Origin of the sequence: Agromyces cerinus (genome assembly GCF_016907835.1) — a bacterium.
Taxonomy (GTDB): Bacteria; Actinomycetota; Actinomycetes; order Actinomycetales; family Microbacteriaceae; genus Agromyces; species Agromyces nitratus.
Genome location: NZ_JAFBCT010000001.1, coordinates 1,395,900 through 1,414,753, shown reverse-complemented (window position 1 = coordinate 1,414,753; position 18,854 = coordinate 1,395,900). Strand labels below are relative to the sequence as shown.

The 18,854-nt window shown below is 68.7% G+C and carries 21 protein-coding genes; 7 read left to right on the top strand and 14 right to left on the bottom strand.

Annotated features, from left to right (window positions below; genetic code table 11):
• Window positions 1-67: 67 nt before the first annotated feature.
• A complete protein-coding gene (locus tag JOE59_RS06470) occupies window positions 68-730 on the top strand; it encodes a DsbA family protein (RefSeq protein WP_204459430.1) in 663 nt (220 codons plus the stop codon).
• 16 nt (window positions 731-746) lie between these two features.
• On the opposite strand, the gene JOE59_RS06465 is transcribed toward JOE59_RS06470, so the two are convergent.
• Genes JOE59_RS06465 through JOE59_RS06455 form a run of 3 tightly spaced genes read right to left on the bottom strand, consistent with a single transcriptional unit; the run spans window position 747 to window position 2,645 of the window.
• Entirely contained in the window at window positions 747-1,157 is a 411-nt protein-coding gene (locus JOE59_RS06465) for a VOC family protein (RefSeq protein ID WP_204459429.1), read from the bottom strand.
• A 52-nt stretch (window positions 1,158-1,209) separates the two neighbouring features.
• Complete coding sequence (locus JOE59_RS06460) at window positions 1,210-1,893, bottom strand: M23 family metallopeptidase (RefSeq protein ID WP_204459428.1); 684 nt, start codon at window positions 1,891-1,893, stop codon at window positions 1,210-1,212.
• Window positions 1,890-2,645, bottom strand: a complete 756-nt coding sequence (locus JOE59_RS06455) for a phosphotransferase (protein WP_204459427.1) — start codon at window positions 2,643-2,645, stop codon at window positions 1,890-1,892. The genes JOE59_RS06460 and JOE59_RS06455 overlap by 4 nt, the downstream gene beginning before the upstream one ends.
• A gap of 181 nt (window positions 2,646-2,826) precedes the next feature.
• On the opposite strand from JOE59_RS06455, the gene JOE59_RS06450 reads away from it, so the two are divergent.
• A complete protein-coding gene (locus JOE59_RS06450; RefSeq protein WP_204459426.1) occupies window positions 2,827-3,438 on the top strand; it encodes an HdeD family acid-resistance protein in 612 nt (203 codons plus the stop codon).
• Between the two features lie 83 nt (window positions 3,439-3,521).
• On the opposite strand, the gene JOE59_RS06445 is transcribed toward JOE59_RS06450, so the two are convergent.
• Window positions 3,522-4,295, bottom strand: a complete 774-nt coding sequence (locus tag JOE59_RS06445) for an SDR family oxidoreductase (protein WP_204459425.1) — start codon at window positions 4,293-4,295, stop codon at window positions 3,522-3,524.
• A gap of 139 nt (window positions 4,296-4,434) precedes the next feature.
• On the opposite strand from JOE59_RS06445, the gene JOE59_RS06440 reads away from it, so the two are divergent.
• From JOE59_RS06440 to JOE59_RS06425, 4 genes are all read left to right on the top strand, one after another.
• Window positions 4,435-4,902 carry an NfeD family protein gene (locus JOE59_RS06440; protein ID WP_307837126.1) on the top strand — a complete coding sequence of 156 codons (468 nt, stop codon included), beginning with the start codon at window positions 4,435-4,437 and terminating at the stop codon, window positions 4,900-4,902.
• Window positions 4,902-5,831 carry an SPFH domain-containing protein gene (locus JOE59_RS06435; protein ID WP_204463284.1) on the top strand — a complete coding sequence of 310 codons (930 nt, stop codon included), beginning with the start codon at window positions 4,902-4,904 and terminating at the stop codon, window positions 5,829-5,831. The genes JOE59_RS06440 and JOE59_RS06435 overlap by 1 nt, the downstream gene beginning before the upstream one ends.
• Before the next feature lie 10 nt (window positions 5,832-5,841).
• Window positions 5,842-6,597, top strand: a complete 756-nt coding sequence (locus JOE59_RS06430) for a glycerophosphodiester phosphodiesterase family protein (protein ID WP_204459424.1) — start codon at window positions 5,842-5,844, stop codon at window positions 6,595-6,597.
• An 84-nt stretch (window positions 6,598-6,681) separates the two neighbouring features.
• The gene (locus JOE59_RS06425; protein ID WP_179550125.1) at window positions 6,682-7,044 is read left to right on the top strand and encodes an RNA polymerase-binding protein RbpA; all 363 of its coding nucleotides are present in this window, start codon (window positions 6,682-6,684) and stop codon (window positions 7,042-7,044) included.
• Here JOE59_RS06425 and lnt read toward each other — a convergent pair.
• From lnt to JOE59_RS06380, 9 genes are read right to left on the bottom strand one after another with little or no spacing between them, the layout of a single operon-like run.
• The gene (gene lnt / locus JOE59_RS06420) at window positions 7,041-8,609 is read right to left on the bottom strand and encodes an apolipoprotein N-acyltransferase (protein ID WP_204459423.1); all 1,569 of its coding nucleotides are present in this window, start codon (window positions 8,607-8,609) and stop codon (window positions 7,041-7,043) included. The two genes, JOE59_RS06425 and lnt, sit on opposite strands and share 4 nt — an antisense overlap.
• Before the next feature lie 30 nt (window positions 8,610-8,639).
• Entirely contained in the window at window positions 8,640-11,072 is a 2,433-nt protein-coding gene (locus tag JOE59_RS06415) for a DEAD/DEAH box helicase (protein ID WP_204463283.1), read from the bottom strand.
• 12 nt (window positions 11,073-11,084) lie between these two features.
• The gene (tatC, locus tag JOE59_RS06410; protein ID WP_204463282.1) at window positions 11,085-11,837 is read right to left on the bottom strand and encodes a twin-arginine translocase subunit TatC; all 753 of its coding nucleotides are present in this window, start codon (window positions 11,835-11,837) and stop codon (window positions 11,085-11,087) included.
• Between the two features lie 50 nt (window positions 11,838-11,887).
• Window positions 11,888-12,097: a twin-arginine translocase TatA/TatE family subunit gene (gene tatA / locus JOE59_RS06405; RefSeq protein ID WP_074259078.1), complete on the bottom strand. Its 210-nt coding sequence runs from the start codon at window positions 12,095-12,097 to the stop codon at window positions 11,888-11,890.
• Between the two features lie 38 nt (window positions 12,098-12,135).
• Window positions 12,136-13,158 carry a helix-turn-helix transcriptional regulator gene (locus JOE59_RS06400; protein WP_239560122.1) on the bottom strand — a complete coding sequence of 341 codons (1,023 nt, stop codon included), beginning with the start codon at window positions 13,156-13,158 and terminating at the stop codon, window positions 12,136-12,138.
• Window positions 13,155-14,198 carry a helix-turn-helix transcriptional regulator gene (locus JOE59_RS06395; RefSeq protein WP_307836976.1) on the bottom strand — a complete coding sequence of 348 codons (1,044 nt, stop codon included), beginning with the start codon at window positions 14,196-14,198 and terminating at the stop codon, window positions 13,155-13,157. The genes JOE59_RS06400 and JOE59_RS06395 overlap by 4 nt, the downstream gene beginning before the upstream one ends.
• A gap of 50 nt (window positions 14,199-14,248) precedes the next feature.
• On the bottom strand, window positions 14,249-15,187 hold the full coding sequence (locus JOE59_RS06390) for an FKBP-type peptidyl-prolyl cis-trans isomerase (RefSeq protein WP_204459422.1): 939 nt from the start codon (window positions 15,185-15,187) through the stop codon (window positions 14,249-14,251).
• A gap of 42 nt (window positions 15,188-15,229) precedes the next feature.
• Window positions 15,230-16,300, bottom strand: a complete 1,071-nt coding sequence (locus JOE59_RS06385; RefSeq protein WP_204459421.1) for a tRNA (adenine-N1)-methyltransferase — start codon at window positions 16,298-16,300, stop codon at window positions 15,230-15,232.
• Window positions 16,297-16,971 carry an HAD family hydrolase gene (locus JOE59_RS06380; RefSeq protein ID WP_307836975.1) on the bottom strand — a complete coding sequence of 225 codons (675 nt, stop codon included), beginning with the start codon at window positions 16,969-16,971 and terminating at the stop codon, window positions 16,297-16,299. The genes JOE59_RS06385 and JOE59_RS06380 overlap by 4 nt, the downstream gene beginning before the upstream one ends.
• Window positions 16,972-17,046: 75 nt before the next feature.
• Here JOE59_RS06380 and JOE59_RS06375 point away from each other — a divergent pair, with 75 nt between their 5' ends.
• Window positions 17,047-17,961, top strand: coding sequence for a PAC2 family protein (locus JOE59_RS06375; protein WP_307836974.1), 915 nt, complete (start codon window positions 17,047-17,049; stop codon window positions 17,959-17,961).
• 18 nt (window positions 17,962-17,979) lie between these two features.
• Here JOE59_RS06375 and JOE59_RS06370 read toward each other — a convergent pair whose 3' ends face one another.
• Window positions 17,980-18,807, bottom strand: a complete 828-nt coding sequence (locus tag JOE59_RS06370) for an undecaprenyl-diphosphate phosphatase (RefSeq protein WP_204459420.1) — start codon at window positions 18,805-18,807, stop codon at window positions 17,980-17,982.
• Window positions 18,808-18,854: the final 47 nt, after the last annotated feature.

Here is an 18,854-nt window from a genome sequence, read left to right as displayed (position 1 = left end):
TGCCTCGGAGACGCGACTCACCGAGGCATCCGCCCTGCACCGGCGTGAGAGGCACTCCACCTTGGCGATGAAGAACAGCACGAAGATCCAGCTCGCCGTGATCGGGGGTCTCGTGGTCGCCGCCGTGGGGATCGTCTTCGCCGTCACGGCCAACCAGGCGCCTGCAGCGGCGCCGGGCACCGCGGCACCGACGACGCCGGTCGTCGCCGAGAACAGTCACCGACTCGATGTCGCCGACGGCAGCACGGTGACGTTCACCGAGTTCCTCGACTTCGAGTGCGAGGTGTGCGGGGCGGTCTACCCGTTCGTCGAGGAGCTCCGCGCCGACTACGCCGGCGAGGTGACTTTCGTGACGCGGTACTTCCCGATGCCCGGGCACACGAACTCGCGCACCGCGGCGATCGCCGTCGAGGCCGCGGCCCAGCAGGGCAAGTTCGAGGAGATGTACGACCGCATTTTCGAGACCCAGGCCGAGTGGGGCGAGCAGCAGGTGTCGAAGGCCGATGTCTTCCGGGAGTACGCCGCCGATCTCGGGCTCGACCTCGAGGCGTACGATCTGGCGGTCGCCGACCCCGCCACCGAGGCGCGAGTGCAGTTCGACTTCGACGCGGCCGTGGCACTCGGGGCCGAGGGAACACCGACCATCTTCATCGACGACGAGCTCGTTCCGCTGACGTCGCCCGATGACATCCGCGCCGCTCTGGACCGCGCCCTCGCCGCCTCGGAGTGATTCCGCGGACCGCGCGTCAGCGCGCCTCCTGAATACGGATCATGTTGCCGGCAGGGTCGCGCACCGCACAGTCGCGCACCCCCCAGCCCTGCTCGATCGGCTCCTGCACGATCTCGGCACCCACGGCCTGGAGTTGTGCGAACGTCGCGTCGAGGTCGTCAGTGGCGAGCAGGATGCCGGAGTACGTGCCCTTCGCCATCATCTCGACGATGAGATCGCGCTCGTGGTCGGTGATGCCGGGATCGGCCGCCGGCGGCTCCAGCACGATCGAGATGTCGGGTTGACCCGTCGGACCGATGGTCACCCAGCGCATCCCCTCGTACTCGACATCGCCTCGGACCTCGAACCCGAGTGCGTCGCGGTAGAAGGCCACGGATGCGTCGGGGTCGGTGTGCGGCAGGAAGCTCGAGTGAATCGTGATGTCCATGGCGTCACGCTAGCCGCACGTTCGCGACGCCGCTTCTCGATTCCTGCGCGGTTCAGGCGAGCGGTTCGACGATGGAACGCTCACCGGGGATGCCCGTCTCGACGTTGTACGGCCGGCCAGACCGCGGTCGCCATTCCCTGAAGGATCGGAACGCCAGCGGCAACCCTTCGGCATGAGTCGGATCGATTCGGTCCATCATCTGCAGGTGCACGTGCGGCTCGGTCGAGTTGCCGGAGTTGCCGCACGCGGCGATCGGCTGCCCGGTCGTCACCGCGTCGCCGACCGCGACGCGGATCGACCCGAGGCGAAGGTGGGCGAGCGAGACGAACGCCCGCCCGTCCTGCAACGCGATCGTCACCGAGTTCCCCGCCACGGCGTGGAGGCCCTGTCGAACACGCGCTGCCTGCCCGAGCGCGTACGGCACCAGTGCGAGCTGCGATCGCCGGCCCTCGTGATCGGCCTCACCGTCGTGGACATCGACGATGATGCCGTCGGCCGGCGCGAGGATGGATCGCCCGAATCCGCGGAAGCGCTCGGCCGGCTCGGTCGAGACGAGCGTGCGCCAGTCACGCCGCTCCGCCGATCGTCGATGCCGATCGACCGCGACGAAGTCGATGGCGTACCGCTCGCCGAAGAGGTCGACCCCGTGGCTCGGCACCCGGCGGGCAGGGCTGTTCTGCGCCATCCACATCCCGGTGAACGGCAGCGACAGCACGGTCGCCGTGTCGGCGCTCATTGTGCCGGCCGTTGCAGGCGACGGTGGAGGCGCTGAGCGTCTCGACGGTACATCGCGGCGTGCGCGACGAGGTCGGTGCGCTCGGTCTCCATCGCGCGGGCATCGGTGAATGCGGCGAGTTCCTCGAGGCGTTCCGCGGCGGTCGCCAGTACAGCGGATGCCTCGTACGGAACGCCGTACGCGTCGATCACACGGTGCAAACGGGTCATCCGGGATTCACCGCCGTTCGCCTGTACCTCGTCGAATCCGTCGGCATCCTCGGCGAAGGGTGCGAGGCGATATGCGAGGTACGCGAGATCCCAGATTCGCGGCCCAGGCGACGCCATGTCGAAATCGATGACGCCGACCAGTCGTTCGCCATCGACGAGCAGGTTGTACGGTGCGAAGTCGTTGTGGCAGATCACCTCGACCGGATCGTGCCGCTGGGTACGCCAGATACCGGAGGCGAGCCCGGGTGGCACCTCGGCATCGTGAATCCGCCGCAGCAACCGGCCCGCCTGCTCGAGCACGGCCGACGACCAGAGCACGGCCGGCTCCGCACGATCGAGCGTCGAACCCGGGAGGTAGCCGAGCACTTCCCAACCTTCGATGTCCCTCCCCCGCGGCTCCGGCACCTGCTCGACGCCGCTCCCGCGAATCGCCATCAGCCACGCCTGAACCGAGGGGGTCCACTCGCCTGCCACTCGGCGCACGGTGTCGCCGACCCGCACCACGACTTCCATGTTGCCGCCGCTCAGCACCTCTTCCGCCATGCACCGATACTGGCAGGCCCACCTCGTCGCGACCTGCGTTCGCCGAAATCGGGCATCAACGACAGCACACGGTCACCCCGCGACATCCGAAGACTCGCGGATTCACATCCGACACTCAGGCGACCGACGGCCATAGCCTGATCCCTGCACGGCACCCGCCGCCGCCAGAAAGGACACAACAATGTCTACGTCGCAACCCACCGGGGTTTTCGCGTCATTCTCGCTCGACGCATCGTCACTCACGAAGTCGGCGATCAACACCATCCGCGCGACGCTCGGCATCAGCGGCGCCGTCGCGCTCATCTTCGGCTTCCTCATCACCTTCTGGCCGAAGGACTCCGCCGTCGTGATCACGGTGCTGTTCGGCATCTACTTCCTGATCGCCGGCATCGCCTACCTCGGTCTCGGCATCTTCTCGAAGGGCATCTCGGGCGGCGCACGAACGCTCGACATCATCCTGGGCCTGCTCTTCGTGGTCGGCGGCATCATCGTGCTCGCCAACCCGAGCGAGTCGGCCGTCTTCTTCGGCATCTTCCTCGGCATCCTCGTCGGCATCCTCTGGATCGTCGAGGGAATCGTCGCGCTCGCCCAGTCGAGTGACGCAGGCTCGCGAGGATGGGCGATCTTCTTCGGCATCCTGAGCATCGTGGCCGGCATCGTGGTGCTGTTCTCGCCGCTGTGGGGAATCGCGATCCTCTTCGTCATCGCCGGCATCAGCCTCATCGTGCTCGGCATCGTGCAGATCGTTCGCGCGTTCACCTTCGGACGCGGCGTCACGCCCGCTGCGGAGTAGCTCGAACGAACGGGAAAGCCCGCCGAAGCGATTGCTTCGGCGGGCTTTCTGCGTCTCAGGCGAGTCGTCTCAGTGGCGTGTGCTCAGGCATCGCCCTCGCGTGCGAAGCCCGAGGTGTCGCCGACGTAGCGGGTGTTGTCGGCGGGCACCGGCTCGACCGCAGCGGAGGCGACCTCGGCAGCGAACTCGGCGACGTTGAACAGCCGGCCGGCGTCCTGCTTGCGGGCCTCGATCGCTCCGGGGTTCGCGCGCTCGAGCAGGGTCGCCGTGATGGTGCCCTCGATCATGTCGCCCGAGACGACGACGAACTCGAACCCGGCGGCCTCGAGCTCGGGCAGCTTCGCGCGGAGCGCGTCTTCACCGGCACGCTTCGAGAGCGCGACGGCCTCGTACTCGGGCATCGTCGGCGTCGTGCGGATGAAGTGCGCCTGGTGGCTCGTGACGAACACGATGCGCGCTCCGGGAGCGAGGTGGGGCAGCGCGCCCTCGACGACGTTGACCTGGGCGTCGCGGTTCAAGCGCATGGCGTAGTCATCGCCCATGCCGGTCTCCATGCCGCCCGAGGCGTTGAGCACGAGGATGTCGATCGGGCCGAGTTCGGCAGCGGCGCGCTCGAACATCGAGGCGACGGATGCCGCGTCGGTGAGGTCCGCTCCGACGGCGATGGCGGTGCCACCGGCCTCGGTGATCTCGGCGACGACCTTCTCGGCGCGAGGGGCCTTGCTGCGGTAGTTGATGACGACGGATGCCCCGGCGGCCGCGAGGTAGCGGGCGGTGTCGGCGCCGATTCCACGCGAGGAGCCGGTGACGAGAGCGACGCGGCCGTCGAGGGTTTCGGGGGCGAGCGGGTTGGTCACAGGGGAACTCCTCGGGGCTTGACGGACGTGGTCCGCACAGAACAGGCGAACCGAGACTATCAAGTCCGCCGCCGCGACCCACTGGGTCAGGCGCCCTGATAGTTTCAGTAGACGCCGTGCGAAGGAGAACGAATTGGATGTGCTGACCCAGTACGCGTGGATCGTCTGGCTCGTGTTGATCCTCGCGTTCGCGACCATCGAGGTCTTCACGCTCGAGATGACGTTCCTGATGCTCGCGCTCGGCAGCGTCGCCGGTCTGCTGTCGGGTCTGTTCGGCATTCCGTGGTGGGCGCAGTTCATCATCGCCGCGCTCGTCGCGGTCGCATTGATCCTGTTGCTCCGGCCACCGCTGCTGCGGATGCTGCGGCGTGGCGGCGATCCGACGCGCAGCAACATCGACGCACTCATCGGCGCCGACGGCCAGGTGGTGCGCACCGTCACCCCGGCGGGTGGTCAGGTGCGACTGCAGAACGGCGACGTGTGGACGGCTCGGTTGTCGCCCATCACCGAGCAGACGAATGTCGCGGTCGGCGAGCGTGTGCTCGTGACCGGTATCGACGGAGCGACGGCGGTCGTCGTTCCGGTGGAGAGGAGCACTGGGGCTTGATGGACGTTTCCGGCATCATCGCGGCGATCGTCGTCATCGCGATCGTCATCTTCGTCATCGTCGTGTTGGCGAAATCGATCCGCATCATCCCCCAGGCCTATTCCGGCGTGGTCGAGCGGCTCGGCCGCTACCACAAGACCCTCAGCCCCGGGCTCAACATCCTCGTGCCGTTCATCGATCGGCTGCGCCCGCTCGTCGACATGCGCGAGACGGTCGTCTCCTTCCCGCCGCAGCCGGTCATCACCGAAGACAACCTCGTCGTCTCGATCGACACGGTCGTCTACTTCCAGGTGACGGACGCCCGTGCCGCGACGTACGAGATCGCGAACTACCTCGGCGCCGTCGAGCAGCTGACGACCACGACGCTGCGAAACGTGGTCGGCGGCCTGAACCTCGAGGAAGCGCTCACCTCGCGCGACAACATCAACGGTCAACTGCGCATCGTGCTCGACGAGGCGACCGGCAAGTGGGGCATCCGCGTCGGACGCGTCGAGCTCAAGGCGATCGATCCGCCCCACTCCATCCAGGACTCGATGGAGAAGCAGATGCGCGCCGAGCGCGACCGTCGTGCACTCATCCTCACCGCCGAGGGCACCAAGCAGTCCGCGATCCTCACGGCAGAGGGCGCCCGACAGGCCGCCATCCTCGAAGCCGAGGGCGATGCGAAGGCTGCTGTGCTTCGCGCCCAGGGTGAAGCCGAGGCGATCCTCACGGTCTTCGACGCCATCCACAAGGGAGACGCCGACCCGAAGCTGCTCGGGTACCAGTACCTGCAGATGCTCCCCCAGATCGCGCAGGGCGAGTCGAACAAGCTCTGGATCGTGCCGAGCGAACTCACCGAGGCGCTGAAGGGCATCGGCAAGGCGTTCACCCCCGCGGCTCCCCCGCAGGCGCCGGAAGCGCCCGGCGCGACCGGCCCGCGTCTCTGACGGGAGGCCCGTGGTCACCGCCTACTTCGAGCCGTCGAGGCCGCGAGTGCTCGCGCACCGCGGCCTCGCCCTCGAAGCGCCCGAGAACACCCTCCTCGCCTTCGCCAAGGCCGTCGCGATCGGAGCGGAGTACGTCGAGACCGACGTGCATCTGAGCGCCGACGGTGTCGCGGTGGTGGCGCACGATCCGACACTCGAACGCGTCGCCGATCGCGCCGTCGACGTCGAGAAGCTCACGATGGCCGAACTGCGACGCATCGGCCTCGGAAACGGGCAGGGATTCTGCTCCCTCGAAGAGGCGCTCGATGCGTTTCCCGAGACCCGGTTCAACATCGACGTGAAGGTCGAGAGCGCGGTCGAGGCGACCGTTGCCTCGGTGGCGAAGACCCGCGCCGGTTCGCGAGTGCTGCTCACGAGTTTCTCCGAGCGCAGACGACGACGCCTCGCGGCGCTGCTGCCCGACACGGCGACCTCCGCCGGCGGCGCCGGAGTCATCCGAACCCGCCTGGCCTCGCTCACCGGTTCGACGTCCGCCATGCACCGAGCACTGCACGGCGCCCGTGCACTGCAGGTGCCCGAGCGGATCGGCGTGCTGCCGCTCGTGACCGATCGCTTCGTCGCTGCCGTGCACCGCGCTGGAGCGGAAGTGCATGTCTGGACCATCAACGAACCCGCCGACATGACGCGACTGCTCGACCTCGGCGTCGACGGCCTCGTGACCGACCGCGCCGACGTCGCGCTCCCGCTCATCGCAGCGAGAAGCTGAGAATTCCCCGGTAAACCTCAGGCTCCGGAAAGGGAATGCCCAGCTTGATCGTTTAGACATAGAGACGAGCGAGAGGAGTACGCCATGGCGGACAGGAGCCTTCGAGGCATGCGCATCGGCGCACAGAGCCTGCAGAGTGAAGACGGCGTGGTGTTCGCAGACCGTGCGGAGTACGCCTATCGCTGCGAGACCTGCGGTCGCGAGACCGTGATGACGTTCTCGACCGAGGCCGAGCTGCCCGAGTCGTGGGAGTGCAAGCACTGCGGTGCATCCGCTGTGCTGCTCGTGGACTCGAAGCCGGTCGAGATCGACCGCTCGGGCGAGAAGGTCGCCCGCACCCACTGGGACATGCTGCTCGAGCGACGCACCCGTGCCGAGCTCGAAGAGCTGCTCGAAGAGCGGCTCAGCTATCTTCGCGCCCGTCGCGGCCAGAAGATCGGCGCCTAGGGCGCATCCGCTCCGATGGCGTCGTCATCGCCGCCGCGGTCGCGAGACCGTCGGCGCGCGATGATGCCCGCGGCGATCAATGCCGCCAGTGAACCGATCACGATCACGACCGGCACACTCGAGCCGAGCACGACCGACGGCGTGAGCCCGTCGCGCAGTTCGACGTCGGTGACCATCGCGCCCTGCTCGTAGGCAGGCAGCGAATCGATCGTGCGCCCCGAGGGGTCGATCACCTGGCTCGTGCCGACCGTCGAGATGTTCACGACCGAGCGACCCGTCTCGATCGCCCGGAGCCGGGCGATCGCGAGCTGCTGCTGATTCTCGTCGGTGCCGCGGAAGTCGGCGTTGTTGGTCTGGAACATGTAGAGCTGCGCGCCGTCGCGCGCCCCCTCCCAGATGACGTCGTCGTAGATGACGTCGAAGCAGATCGCGAGCCCGGTGACGGCGTCGCCGAGGTCGAACACCGGCGCGTTCGTGCCGGGGGTGTAGCCGCGCTGCACCAGACCGATCAGATCCGGCGCGAGCGCGTACCAGAAGTCCCGATCGGGGATGTACTCGCCGAAGGGCACCGGGTGCCGCTTGTCGTACAGCGCGACGGCGCCCTCCCCCGCTCTCCAGAGCATCGAGGTGTTGAAGTACTCGTCGTCGCGCACGGTCACGGTGTTCAGCACGATCGGCGCATCGAGCTCCTCGCCCAACCGATCGAAGATGCCGGCGACGGATTCGCTCCGCGTCGGGTCGATGTCGGAACCGCCCTCGGGCCAGAGCAGCACGTCGATGCCCTCCTCGTCGAGGATGGGCTCGGTCGCCGCGAGCTGCGCGGCGAGCACGTCGCCCGGCTCGCGCTCGTCGAAGTAGCCGGAGGGCCCGTTGCCCTGCACGCTCGCGACCCGGAGATCACCCGCCGGCGTCGTCTGCCACGCGGGCACGAGCATCGACACGGCGAGCAGCGCCGCGACGGGCAGCACGGTCGCCGGTCGGCGCCACCCCGCGACCCGCACCCACTCGATGACCCCGGCCACGATGGCCACCATCACGAAGCTGAGGCCCGTCGAGCCGGCCCACGACACCACCTGGGCGAACGGGCTCTCGGACTGGCTGAGCGCCGCCCGAGCCCATGGGAACCCGCCGTACGGCATGGTGCCGACGGCGGCCTCGCGCACGCACCAGAGGCCCGCGACGAGCAGCGGCAGCGCGACCAGCCGGATCCACGGTGAGCCGCTCACCCGGGGCAACCACCGGTAGGCGAGCGCGATCAGCACGCCGCCGCCCGCGACGAAGAGGGCCTCGAGGATCGAGAGGGCGAGCCACGGCACCGGGCCGAGGTAGAGCGAGGTCCACGAGACCTGCAGCAGATAGAACGAGAGCCCGAAGACCAAGCTGACGAGGGCGGCCCCCCACGCCGAGCGGCCGATGAGGCTGATCAGCGCGAGTGCGATGCCGACGAACGCGAGCGGCCAGATGCTCGCGCCGGGAAAACCGAGGTCGTAGGCGAACCCGCCGGCTGCAGCGGCCAGCACCGCGCCCCAGAGCGGCAGGAGGGGGCGATGGGACTTCTCGGGCACCAGATCAGCCTAAGCGACGGCGGAGGCCGCTCATGCGGGTGCGCCGTACGCGACGACTCCGCGCCGCACGGCGTCGATGGCGGATCGCGCTGTCGCCCCGAGCTCGGCATCGGCGACGATCGAGACCTGGTCGAGCAGGTCGACCACCTGCTTCGAGAGGCGCACGAAGTCGCCGGCTGCGAGCTCGGTATCGGCGAGCACGGTTCCGAGACTCGTGCCGCGCGCCCACGCGTGCATCGCCGATGCGAGTGCGGGTGAGGGCACCTCGCTGCCGGGCAGCCGGTGGTCGCGCTCGATGTCGTCGAGCACCGCCCAGGTGTCGGTCGTGCGTTCGAACGCCTCTCGGAACCGACCGCGGGGCAGCCGGTACTCGACATTGCTGTCGTCGCGTCGCGGCTCGTAGACGAGTGATGCCGCCATCGCGGCGATGCCGGCCTCGTCGAGGCCGTCCCAGATGCCGCGCCGCAGGCACTCCGCCACGAGCAGGTCGCGTTCACCGTAGATGCGCTTCAGGATGCGCCCCGACGAGGTGGAGACGAGCGCGCCGGATGCGTCGCGGTCGAGGTAGCCGAGCGACTCGAGCACCTCGGTGACCCGGTCGAACCGCTTCGCGACCTGGCCGGTGCGGGTTCGGATCTGCCGCGAGAGCTGCTCGTGCTCGGTCTTCAGCCGCCACCAGCGCTCGGCCCACCGGGCGTGCGACTCGCGCTCGGCGCAGCCGTGGCACGGGTGCGCGCGCATCGCCTTGCGAGCCGCCGTGAGCTCTCGCTGCATCCGATCGCGCTGCGCATGCGTCGGGTTGCCCTTCGACGACTGACGCTCGATCTCGCCGATGCGACGCCGGAGTGCGGCGTACTCGCCGAAGTCGCCGAGGTGGCAGCGCATCGCCTGCTCGAAGCCGGCCATCGACTCCTCCTGCTTGCGCAGGGTGCGGGCGAGATCGACGACCGCGCGGTCGGCCTGGAACTGGGCGAATGAGAGCTCGAGGATCTGGCGCGTGCGCTCACGACCGAACTGATCGATGAGGTTGACGGCCATGTTGTACGTGGGCCGGAAGCTCGAGTTGAGCGGGTAGCTGCGCCGGGAGGCGAGCGCGGCTACGGCCTCGGGGTCGAGCCCGTCGACCCACTGGATGACCGAGTGCCCCTCGACGTCGATGCCGCGGCGGCCGGCACGACCCGTCAGCTGGGTGTACTCCCCCGGCGTGATCGGCACCCGCGCCTCGCCGTTGAACTTCTCGAGCTTCTCGAGCACCACCGAGCGCGCGGGCATGTTGACGCCGAGCGCGAGTGTCTCGGTCGCGAAGACGACCTTCAGCAGCTTCAGCTGGAAGAGCTCCTCGACGATCTCCTTGAACGCGGGGAGCATGCCCGCGTGGTGGGCGGCGACGCCGCGCTCGAGTCCCTCGAGCCACTCCCAGTAGCCGAGCACCGCGAGGTCCTCATCGCGGAGCATGCGTGCGCGTGATTCGACGATCTGCCGGATCTCGGCGCGCTCGGCGGATTCGGTGAGACGGATGCCGCTGCGCAGCACCTGACGCACCGCCTGATCGCACCCGACCCGCGAGAAGATGAACACGATCGCCGGCAGCAGGTTCTTTCCCTGCAGCATCGCGACGACCTCGGGTCGATCTGCACGCCCATTGCCGCTGCGCGCATCACGGTGGTAGCGACCGCGGTCGCCGCCCCGCTGCCCGCGAGTCGAGCGGCCGGAGATCGATCGCCCGCCCGCTCGCGCGAGCTGCTTGAGCTCGGGATTCACGCGATTCGTCGCCGCCTGCCCCGACGAGTCGAAGAGATCGAGCATCTTCGACTTCACGATCACGTGCTGTTCGAGCGGCACGGGCCGCTCCTCTGAGACGATGACGTCGGTGTCACCGCGAACCGCCTGCAGCCAGTCGCCGAACTCCTCGGCGTTCGAGACGGTGGCCGACAGGGAGACGAGCCGCACCGCCTCGGGGAGGTGGATGATGACCTCTTCCCAGACAGCGCCGCGGAAGCGGTCGGCGAGGTAGTGCACCTCGTCCATCACCACGTACGCGAGACGGTCGAGCAGCGGCGAGTCGGCGTACAGCATGTTGCGGAGCACCTCGGTCGTCATCACGACGATGCGCGCACCCGAGTTGACGTTCGTGTCTCCGGTGAGGAGGCCGACCGATTCGGCCCCCCAGGTGTCGACGAACTCCTGGTACTTCTGGTTCGAGAGCGCCTTGATCGGGGTCGTGTAGAAGACCTTCGCGCCCTGCTCCTGCATGGCGAGGAACACCGCGAACTCGGCGATGATCGTCTTGCCCGCGCCCGTGGGCGCGGCAACGAGCACGCTGCGCCCCTCGTCGAGCGCGCTGCAGGCGGCGAGCTGGAACGGGTCGAGGTCGAAACGCTGGCCCGCGACGAAGTCGGCGAGACGCGGCTGGCGGCGTTGCTGACGGGAGAGCGCGTAACGCTCGGCCGGCGAGAGGCTCATCACCCCTCCAGCCTAGACAGGCTCCCCGAATTCGAGCAGGTTGCGGCGCGCGACACGACGATCGTGCAGGTGAGCGACGAACCATGCCGCGAAGTAGAGCACGATCATCGGAATGGCGAGCATGAACATCGAGATGACATCGGCCGACGGCGTCGCGATCGCGGTGAACAGCACGATCACGAGGATCGCGATGCGCCACGACTTGATGATCGATGCCGCACTGATGACCCCCGCGAAGTTCAGGAGCACGACGAATACGGGAACCACGAACGCGACGCCGATCGCCACGACGAGCTTCAGCACGAAGTCGATGTACTCCTTGGCGGTGAGGAACGACAACGCTCCCTCCGGAACGAATCCCGTCATGAGCTTCACGATGTTGGGCAGGACGAACCAGCCCGCAGCACAGCCCGCGAAGAACAGCGGAATCGCGGTCACGAAGAACACCAGCGTGAAGCGGCGCTCCTTCTTGTTCAGCCCCGGGACCAGGAACGCGAAGACCTGGTAGAGCCAGACCGGGCTCGAGATCACGAGCCCGATGGTGAACGCGATCTGGAGCATCAGGTCGAATCCGCTCGAGATCGTCGGGAAGACGATCGCCGTATCGGAGCCCTGCGCTTCAGCCACCCGCTGTACGGGCTCTTGGATCGCCTGCCAGACGAATGCGTTGGTGAGCCACCAGCCGAGACCGGCACCCACCACAATCGCGATCGCGGAGATGAAGAGGCGCTTGCGGAGCTCGATCAGATGCTGACCGAGCGACATCCGCTTCTCGCGGTCCTTCTCACCGCGATCTTTCACCGCGGTCACCGTGGTCAGGAGTTCTTGCCGGAATCCGGGGCGTCGGCCTTCGGCGTCTCGTCGGTCGCGTCAGGATCGGTCTTGTCGGAGCGGACCTCGGTCTTGAGGATCTTCATCGACTGGCCGAGGCTACGGGCGAGCGCGGGAAGCTTGGGAGCTCCGAAGAGCAAGAGGATGACCACGAGGATGATCAGCGCGTGCCAACCAGTGAAGCCTTGCCACATGGGGGTTCGTCCGTTTCGTCGGTGAGGGTGACGACAGTCTACCTGTCGTCGATGTCAGGCTGATGCCGCCCGGCATCGGAGGGAACAGGTTCAGCGTAGCCTGCCAGACCGGCTGCCGCCCACTCGGCGACCACCGCGCGCGCCTCTGCCGGCGCCACGACGGTCACGAGGCCGGGAAGACCCGCCACGAGGCGCTTGAGCCCGTGCACGTGCGCCAGGCGCAGCGTCACCCGCAGGCGCCCGTCGACCTGTTCGGTACGAGCGTCGGCCAGGTAGTCGGCGAGCAGCGGCAGTGTCTCGGGCGCGACGTCGACGACCACGTCGAGGTCGGAATCCGAGCTCTGGAAGAGCGTGTCGGGCACCGTGCGGTCGGAGTGGTCCTCGATCGGCGCATCGGAGACGAGCAGTTCGCTCATGCGGTCGACCCGGAAGTTCCGCACGTCCTCCCGCGTGTGGCAGTAGGCCTGCAGGTACCAGTCGGCGTCCTGCGACAGGATGCGGAGCGGGTCGACACGTCGGCGCCCCGCCACCCCGAGCGCGTTGCGGTAGTCGAACTCGAGCTGCCGGCCACCCGTCACGGCCTCTCGGATCAGGGCCAGCGAGGCATCCGCTTCGGTCTCTGCCACAGCCAGGCGACTGGGTGCCGCGGATGCCCCGGCCGTGAGCTTGGCCATGAGCGAGGCGAGCGAGGCCCTGCCGGCGTTCTCGGGCGATGCCGAGAGGTACTGCAGGCCGGCGATGAGTGCCGCCGCCTCACGTGCCGACAGTCTCGGCGCATCGTCGATCGCGACGTGGTGCACGATGACGATCACGTCGTCTTCCTCGAAGGCGTCCCAGTCGATGTCGAAGAGGTCGTTCGGCTGGTAGGTGCCGGTCTCGCCGGGCAGCCCCGACGTCGCGATGAGCCGCACGGCGTGGCGGATCTCCTCTTCGGTGAGCCCGAAGTGGGTCGCCGCCTCGTCGACGTCGACGACGCGCTGTTCGAGCAGGTACGGCACGAACGAGAGGAGGAAGACGAGCTTGTCGGGCGCCTTCAACGGCTTCGAGCGCTTGGCCATCATCGTCGACCCTCCTCTGCCGCATCGCCGGCGGCGTCGCGGTGGGCAGCGACGACGGCACGCAGCCGGTCGCGCACCGCGTCGCGCAACTCATCGGGCGCGAGCACGCGGACCTCGGGACCATAGGCGGCGAGCTCGTCGGCGAACACCGCGGCATCCGTGTAGTGCAGGCGGATGACCCCGGCGTCTTCATCGCCCTCGATCGCGCGCTTGCCGAGTCGCACCTCGGCGTCGCTGCCTCCGGTGACCGCGAGGTCGGCGACGTTGCGCTCGTGCAGCTCCTGCAGCTCGGCGATGATGCGGTCCTGAACGCCGAGCGGCGGCGCCTCGAAGCTCGAACCGGGCACGGGCGTCACGTCGCCGATGATGCGCGAGAGCAGGAAGGTGCGGGGGCTCGCCGCGTCGTGGTCGTACGCATGCAGATGCCAGCGGCCGTCGTGGAGCACGACGGCGAGCGGGTCGACCGTGCGCCGACGCGGCTCGGCCTCACCGGGCTTGAAGTAGCGGAACCGCACCGACTGCCGGCGATCGAGCGCCTGTCGCAGCGGCTCGAACGCCGTGTCGCGCACGCGCAGCCGCGGGGCGTAGCCGATCACCGGTTCACGCGGCTCGATGCCGAGCGAACGGAGCTTCGTGAGCGCGCGCTGCGAGTCCGCCGAGAGCGACGCCTCACGCCATACCTCGGCGGCGAGGCCGAGCAGCGCGAGTTCGTCGGGCGTGAACCGCACCTCATCGGGCAGGTCGTACTGGCCCTTGGGGATGCGGTAGCGGAGCGCCTGGTTGTCGCCCGGTCGATCGGGCGATTCCACGGTCTCGAGCGGGATGCCGAGCTCGCGGATGTCGTCTTTGTCGCGCTCGAACTGACGCTCGAGATTCGCATTCTGACCGGCGGAATCGAATCGCTCGGCGTAGCCGCGCACCGTCGACAGGATCTCGGACTTCAGGAGGCCCGTCTCGGTCGCGAGCAACGCCAGCACGAGGCTGAACAAACGGTCTTCGACCGGGATCTTCGACTCGCCCTTGTTCACTCCGCCGCTCGCCACACGTGCGATCTTACTGAACCGCGGTGGCGGCGAGGGCCGCCTCGACGAGCTCAGACCACGCCCAGGATGTCGATCACGTAGAACAGGGTTGCACCCGGCGGGACCGTGGCGTTCCCCTGGTCGCCGAAGCCGGCACTCGGCGGCACGACGACCGCGACCTGCGAGCCGACCTTCTGCCCGATGACCGCTTCCGAGAAGCCCGCGGGCATCTGGCCGCCCTCACCGTCGGTGACGGCCACGATGGTCGGGGCTCCCTTCGGCCAGGTCGAATCTTCCAGCACGTCGCTCTCAGCCCAGGTCAGGCCCGTGTAGTGCACGACGACCGCGTCACCGGATTCCACGACCTCGCCTGAACCCTCTTTCAGGACCTCGACCTCGGTCGTCTCGAACGGGTCGGCCTTCGGTACCGTGATGCCGGGGCGCCCGTCGGGCGCCAGCACCACGGCCGGGAACCCGTCACGGCTGAGGCGCACCGCGCCGTCGGCGCGCGCAGGGAAGGCACGCTGCACGTCGAAGACTGCCACGAGGCTGTCGCCCCCCTCGGCGGCGCTGGGATCGTCCGCAGGCCGGATGGCGTCTTCAGACGGCGCAACCACGACGACGCGAGATCCCTCTCGGGCGCAGCTCAAGCCCTTCGTGAATGCGACCAAGGTGTCGCCGCCGACTGCGAGCGGCGCGGCATCGTCGTCGTAGCCGACGGACTGCACCAACTCACCGGTCGTGCCATTGAAGATCGAAGCGCCGAGCATCACGATCTGGCCCTCTTGAAGACGTTCGCCCTCACCGGCGATGACCTCGGTGCACTGCGTCTCATCGGGCGCGAGCGGCGTCGGGAACGTGACACGCGGCGCGTCGCCGAAGTCGCCCTTCACCGTGACTGCGTTGGAGGAATCACCGGACCCCGCCTCGGGGGCGGGCGCCGAAGCGCAGCCCGACAGCGTCAGGGCGATGATGCCGGCCGTGGCGATGAGCGCGAATGACGAGCGCACTGATCCTCGATTCTTGGGTGATCGGTGAGGGGCGTTGAAAGCCTACCCGCCCTGACCGGCGGGTTCCGTCCCGGGCGAGTCGAGCTCGGCCGAGACGACGGGGTCGCCCACTGAGGCGGCATCGGACCCGTCACCGGCGCGCGAGCGGGTGGCCGCGGCATCCGCCTGCCTGACGCGCTTGCGCAGGCTCTTGTCGCTCACGTTGCGCTCGCCGAGCGCACCGGGGGTCCAGGCCTCGACGTCTTCATCGCTGAACTCGGTCTTCGACGGGCGACGCTTCAGCTCGGGCAGGATCGTGTCGGGAGCGAGGCGCCGGGCGGTGATGAGGAAGCCGGTGTGCGCGATCATGCGGTGGTCGGGGCGCACGGCGAGACCCTGCACGTGCCAGCCGCGCACCATCGTCTCGGACGACTGCGGCTCGGTGTACTCCCCCGTGGCGCGGATCGCCTCGGCGACGCGCGAGAGCTGTGTGGCCGTGGCGATGTAGCAGAGCAGCACTCCGCCGGGCTTCAGCGCCGCCGAGACCGACTCGAGGCACTCCCAGGGCGCGAGCATGTCGAGCACGACTCGGTCGACGGATGCCTCGTCGACCGTCTCGGGCAGCACCTCTGCCAGATCGCCGAGCGTGATCGACCAGTTCTCGGGGTCGGCGCCGTGGAAGGTGGCGACGTTGCCGCGCGCGACGCTCGCGAAGTCGTCGCGTCGCTCGAAGGAATACAGGTGACCCGCCGCCCCGATGGCGCGGAGCAGCCAGAGCGAGAGCGCACCCGAGCCGACGCCGGCCTCGACCACGCGTGCGCCCGGGAATATGTCGGCCTGTGCGAGGATCTGTGCGGCGTCCTTCGGGTAGACGATCGCGGCGCCGCGCGGCATCGACATGACGAAGTCGGTGAGGAGCGGTCGAAGGGCCAGGTACTCGACCCCGGCCTGGTTCGCAACGACGGAACCGTCGGGCCGGCCGATGAGGTCGTCGTGCGCGAGCAGCCCCTTGTGCGAGTGGAAGTGCTGACCCGGCAGGAGCGTGATCGTGTGCAGGCGCCCCTTGGGCCCCGTCAGCTGCACTCGGTCGCCGACGCGGAACGGTCCGCTCTGCTCGCCTCTGCTCTCGATCATGCCGTGACCTCGCGAATCGTCAGGAGTGCGGCCAGGTCGTCGACGGTCGTGCCGTCGAGCGTCGGCCACAGTGCCGCGGCCGGCAGGCCGTCGAGCGGGATGAAGTTCGGCACGGCGAGGGCGAGCGCCCCCGACGCGTGCGCCGAGGCGAGGCCCGTGGGCGAGTCCTCGATGGCGACGCAGTCGACGATGTCGACGCCGAGCTGCGCTGCGGCGGTGAGATAGGGCTCGGGGTGCGGCTTCGCGTTCTCGACGCTGTCGCCGGAGACGATCAGGTCGAACGCCTCGAACGGGATGGCGGCGACGATGTCGTCGGCCATCGAACGGACCGACATGGTCACGAGCGCGGTGGGCACGGATGCCTCGCGCAGCGCCTGCAACAACTCGCGGGCCCCGGGCCGCCACGGCACGCCGTGCTCCTCGAGCTGCTCGCGCACGCGTTCGGTGAGGCGGTTCACGATGGTGTCGGCGTCGAGGTCGACGCCCCTCGCCTGGAAGTACGCCGCACCGTCCCAGAGGCCGCTGCCCACGAGCTCGAGCGCATCGTCGTGACTCCATGGGAGTCCGAAGGCCTCCATGAGCTCCGTCTCTGCGGCCATCCAGTACTGCTCGGTGTCGACAAGGGTGCCGTCCATGTCCCAGAGGACTGCGGCGGGGAGGCGAGTGGTCACAACCGACAAGTCTACGGGCACGGCCTATTGTGGAGGTGAACCCGGAGATCCGGGGCGGAAAGCGGGGCACCAGGAGTGAATCAGCCGGCCGGTTTCGAGGGCGGAAGGCTGCTCGTCGTCGCATTCGAAGGATGGAACGACGCCGGAGAGGCGGCGACCGGGGCGGCCAAGCTCCTCGTCGAGCGCCTGGGCCTCGTCGAGATCGCGGCGGTCGATCCCGAGCTCTACTTCGACTACCAGTTCACTCGCCCCACGATCGTGCTCGGCGACGACGGCACCCGCCGTCTCGAGTGGCCGGGTGCCGCGATCATGGGTCCGGGCGGCCTCCCGGCATCCGACGACGACGACGACCAGGTCACCGGCCCCGGCGCCGAGGCCCTGCACGTGCTGCTCGGCGCCGAGCCCGCCCGCAGCTGGAAGGGCTTCGCGGCCGAACTCATCGACACCGCACTCGCTGCCGACATCGAGGGCATCGTGCTGCTGGGTGCGATGCTCGCCGACGCGCCGCACACCCGGCCGCTGTCGGTCTTCGCCTCGAGCGAGAACCCCGAGGTGCGGACGGCGCTCAACGTCGAACGCTCGACCTACGAGGGCCCCGTGGGCATCCTCAGCGTCATCGCCGACCAGGCCGAGCGCGTCGGCATCCCGACGGTCTCGCTCTGGGCGTCGGTGCCGCACTACGTGCACAACGCGCCGTCGCCGAAGGCGGTGCTGGCCCTCCTCGGCAAGGTCGAGGAGCTCACCGGGCTCTCCATCCCCCGCGGCAGCCTCGAGGTCGACGCGAAGGCCTGGGAGGCGGGCGTCGACGCGCTGGCCGCCGAAGACGACGAGATGGCCGGCTACATCACCCAGCTCGAGCAGGCCCGCGACGCGGTCGACGCCCCCGAGGCGAGCGGCGAGGCCATCGCACAGGAGTTCGAGCGCTACCTCCGGCGCCGTGGCGAGGAGCCCGGAGGCCGCGCCGACGGGCGCGGCGACGGGCCGCGCTGATCGATCAGCGCAGGGCGATCAGGCGCTGATCGCCCCCGTGCCGAGCAGCACGAGGATCGTGGTGCCGAGCAGCACCCGGTAGATCACGAACGGCAGGAAGCTGCGCTTCGAGATGTAGCTCATGAAGAACGCGATCACGAGCAGGCCCACGACGAACGCGACGAGCGTGGCGGCCGCCGTCTCGATCGCCCCATAGACCGAGGGCTCGTCGAGGCTCTTCACGAGCTGGAAGAGTCCGCTGCCGAACACCGCGGGGATCGCGAGCAGGAAGGCGTAACGCGCCGCTGCGGCGCGCTCGTAACCCAGGAAGAGCCCCATCGTGATGGTGCCGCCCGAGCGCGAGACCCCCGGAATGAGGGAGAGCGCCTGGGCGAGGCCGAAGAAGATGCCGTGCGGCACCGTGAGGTCTTCGAGCTTGCGGCGCTTGGCACCCGCCCAGTCGGCGAGTCCGAGGATGAGGCCGAACACGATGAGCATCGTTCCGACGATCCAGAGCGAGCGCAGGCTCGTCTCGATCTGATCCTGGAACAGGATGCCGAGCACGACGATCGGCACCGAGCCGATGATGATGAGCCAGCCCATGCGCGCGTCGGGGTCGTTGCGCGGCACGCGCCCGGTGAACGATCCGAACCAGTGCGAGATGATGCGCACGATGTCGCGCCAGAAGAACACCACGACCGCGGTCTCGGTGCCGAGCTGCGTGATCGCGGTGAACGCGGCTCCCGGGTCCTGCGCTCCGGGCAGGAACTCCCCCAGGATGCGCAGGTGGGCGCTCGAGGAGATCGGCAGGAACTCGGTGAGGCCTTGGACGAGGCCGAGGATGAGCGCTTCGATCACGTGGTGCATCCGCCTTCCGCCCCCGCGGAAGCAGGAGGACTGAGTTCGGTCAAAAG

Bases quoted from the DNA above. Each gene is read 5' to 3' on its own strand.
- JOE59_RS06465 (WP_204459429.1), bottom strand. From the start codon at position 1,157: ATGGACATCACGATTCACTCGAGCTTCCTGCCGCACACCGACCCCGAC.
- JOE59_RS06460 (WP_204459428.1), bottom strand. From the start codon at position 1,893: ATGAGCGCCGACACGGCGACCGTGCTGTCGCTGCCGTTCACCGGGATG.
- JOE59_RS06370 (WP_204459420.1), bottom strand. From the start codon at position 18,807: ATGCACCACGTGATCGAAGCGCTCATCCTCGGCCTCGTCCAAGGCCTC.
- tatC (WP_204463282.1), bottom strand. From the start codon at position 11,837: ATGTCGCTCGGTCAGCATCTGATCGAGCTCCGCAAGCGCCTCTTCATC.
- JOE59_RS06450 (WP_204459426.1), top strand. From the start codon at position 2,827: ATGTCTACGTCGCAACCCACCGGGGTTTTCGCGTCATTCTCGCTCGAC.
- JOE59_RS06470 (WP_204459430.1), top strand. From the start codon at position 68: ATGAAGAACAGCACGAAGATCCAGCTCGCCGTGATCGGGGGTCTCGTG.
- JOE59_RS06385 (WP_204459421.1), bottom strand. From the start codon at position 16,300: ATGATCGAGAGCAGAGGCGAGCAGAGCGGACCGTTCCGCGTCGGCGAC.
- JOE59_RS06455 (WP_204459427.1), bottom strand. From the start codon at position 2,645: ATGGCGGAAGAGGTGCTGAGCGGCGGCAACATGGAAGTCGTGGTGCGG.
- JOE59_RS06400 (WP_239560122.1), bottom strand. From the start codon at position 13,158: ATGATGGCCAAGCGCTCGAAGCCGTTGAAGGCGCCCGACAAGCTCGTC.
- JOE59_RS06415 (WP_204463283.1), bottom strand. From the start codon at position 11,072: ATGAGCCTCTCGCCGGCCGAGCGTTACGCGCTCTCCCGTCAGCAACGC.
- tatA (WP_074259078.1), bottom strand. From the start codon at position 12,097: ATGTGGCAAGGCTTCACTGGTTGGCACGCGCTGATCATCCTCGTGGTC.
- JOE59_RS06435 (WP_204463284.1), top strand. From the start codon at position 4,902: ATGGACGTTTCCGGCATCATCGCGGCGATCGTCGTCATCGCGATCGTC.
- JOE59_RS06425 (WP_179550125.1), top strand. From the start codon at position 6,682: ATGGCGGACAGGAGCCTTCGAGGCATGCGCATCGGCGCACAGAGCCTG.